The 1,671-nt window shown below is 48.4% G+C and carries 2 protein-coding genes; one reads left to right on the forward strand and one right to left on the reverse strand.

Going from position 1 to position 1,671, the window contains the following annotated elements:
* Positions 1-175: 175 nt before the first annotated feature.
* Positions 176-517 carry a hypothetical protein gene (locus OKC40_RS22340; protein WP_182927817.1) on the forward strand — a complete coding sequence of 114 codons (342 nt, stop codon included), beginning with the start codon at positions 176-178 and terminating at the stop codon, positions 515-517.
* A 256-nt stretch (positions 518-773) separates the two neighbouring features.
* Here the strand turns inward: OKC40_RS22340 and OKC40_RS22345 are convergent, their stop codons facing one another.
* Complete coding sequence (locus OKC40_RS22345; protein ID WP_270797014.1) at positions 774-1,370, reverse strand: hypothetical protein; 597 nt, start codon at positions 1,368-1,370, stop codon at positions 774-776.
* Between the last annotated feature and the right edge of the window lie 301 nt (positions 1,371-1,671).

Consider the following 1,671-nt stretch of genomic DNA (forward strand, 5'->3'; position numbering starts at 1 on the left):
GAGCCGGCTGGAATGACGACTATCGGGCTCAGTTATTCTTTGGTTAAAATATCAACAAAGTGTGCTCCCGCCCTGGGTAAAACAGGGATCTGTTTAATCCACATGGTGTTTGGCAACACATTCGACTTACGGCAATCGATATAAGCCAAACGAAACCAACCATGAGGAAACACCTATGCGTTATCAACACGAAGCACACAGCAGCTATTTGTTAATGAGTCGCACACTGACGCAAAGTTTGCCCGGCCAACACAAGCTGAATATTCTTTTTTCAGATTGTGACCATGCTGGCACACAAGCATTGTGGATTGTGCCTTGTGATGAAAATCCGATTCAGGGCCGTCTATTCGGTGAATTAAACGTAACACCGCAGCAGATTGCCAAAATCCATGAAATCATGGACTTTTATGGTGTTGATGGCGGTGTTGCCCAGAATACGATGGCTACCGATATGGCTCCATTACCGGTATTGAGATGCGTTGCAGATACTATCTATCATTGCGTCAGATCGCGCTAAATTACTTGAGCTGCTTGCTATAACCACAAGGGGTCATTCGGGACCCCTTGTTCATTCAACAATTAAGATTACCCAACCGATTACAACACCAAGCGAGGTAATTAATCTGCCGATTTCTATGCATTAATACGATCTTCTCTATGCTACCGATGATAAGAAAAGTTCATAGATATGCCTCAAAATCGGCAGTTGACCATAATCACCTCTTCCCCCTCCTGTTATTAGGCTGGGGAACAATGGTGCCAATTAACCCAACTTAATTCTGATGGCTCAATCCCCCCTGCAAGCCTTTGAGCAAGATATCCAGGAGTAGGCTCTGGATACGGTTGGCCGCCTCGGGCCGAGAGAGGTAGTCCAGCGACATGCCGTTCTGAATGTCCATCCGCTCGATCACGGCAGCATCAACCGCCTTGGGATAGTCACCCAGCATGATGGCGTCGCGGGGGTTATTTCGCACCTGATCCATCAAGGGCTGGTTTTCCGCAATCTTGCTGGCCATCCCCTGTAGCCAATCCAGCTTGTCCCCATCAGTCACCTCTGTACCGAACAGATCGTTCAATTGCTCCAAGATGTGAGAGAGGAAGTCTTTCTTCTCTTCTTTTGCTTTGGCACTGCCGAGCGCCGAGATGCCCTGCAAGCCATTGCCGCTTGCATCAGCTTTGAGCTTGAGATCCTGAGTTCGCTTGGCCTTGAGGTTGTAATGGCTCAGCAACACTTGGGAGAGGTCAATCTCGTCCTCCTCCAATACCTCCTGACGCAACATCGGCAGCAGGTGGCGGGCGAACACGCAGAGCCGTTCCAATGATTCGTCATCAAAGGCGGTGATCTGGGAGACAAACTCATAGAACCGCACATAGCTATTGAGATCTTTCTTGAAGAGATCCAGCTCGCCCCTTGCATATTCCGGCCGATCATGAACACCAATTCCGATTCAACGTGAACACCATTTCCGGACCAATGTGAACGCTCATTCCGGTTCAACCTGAACACTTCGCCCCTCCTTTCCGGAAACAGTGTTCAACATCCCGGAATCACTGTTCACATTCACCGGAATCATCCTTAACACATTGATTTAAAAACCTTTGATACGCTCTCCCTTTTGCCAGGGAAGAGCCTATGTCTGCCAAGAGGATTGCAATGCGTAAAATTCGTGA

Origin of the sequence: Aeromonas sp. QDB11, assembly GCF_027705265.1 — a bacterium.
In the GTDB taxonomy this organism is placed as follows: domain Bacteria; phylum Pseudomonadota; class Gammaproteobacteria; order Enterobacterales; family Aeromonadaceae; genus Aeromonas; species Aeromonas allosaccharophila.

Bases quoted from the DNA above. Each gene is read 5' to 3' on its own strand.
- OKC40_RS22340 (WP_182927817.1), top strand. From the start codon at position 176: ATGCGTTATCAACACGAAGCACACAGCAGCTATTTGTTAATGAGTCGC.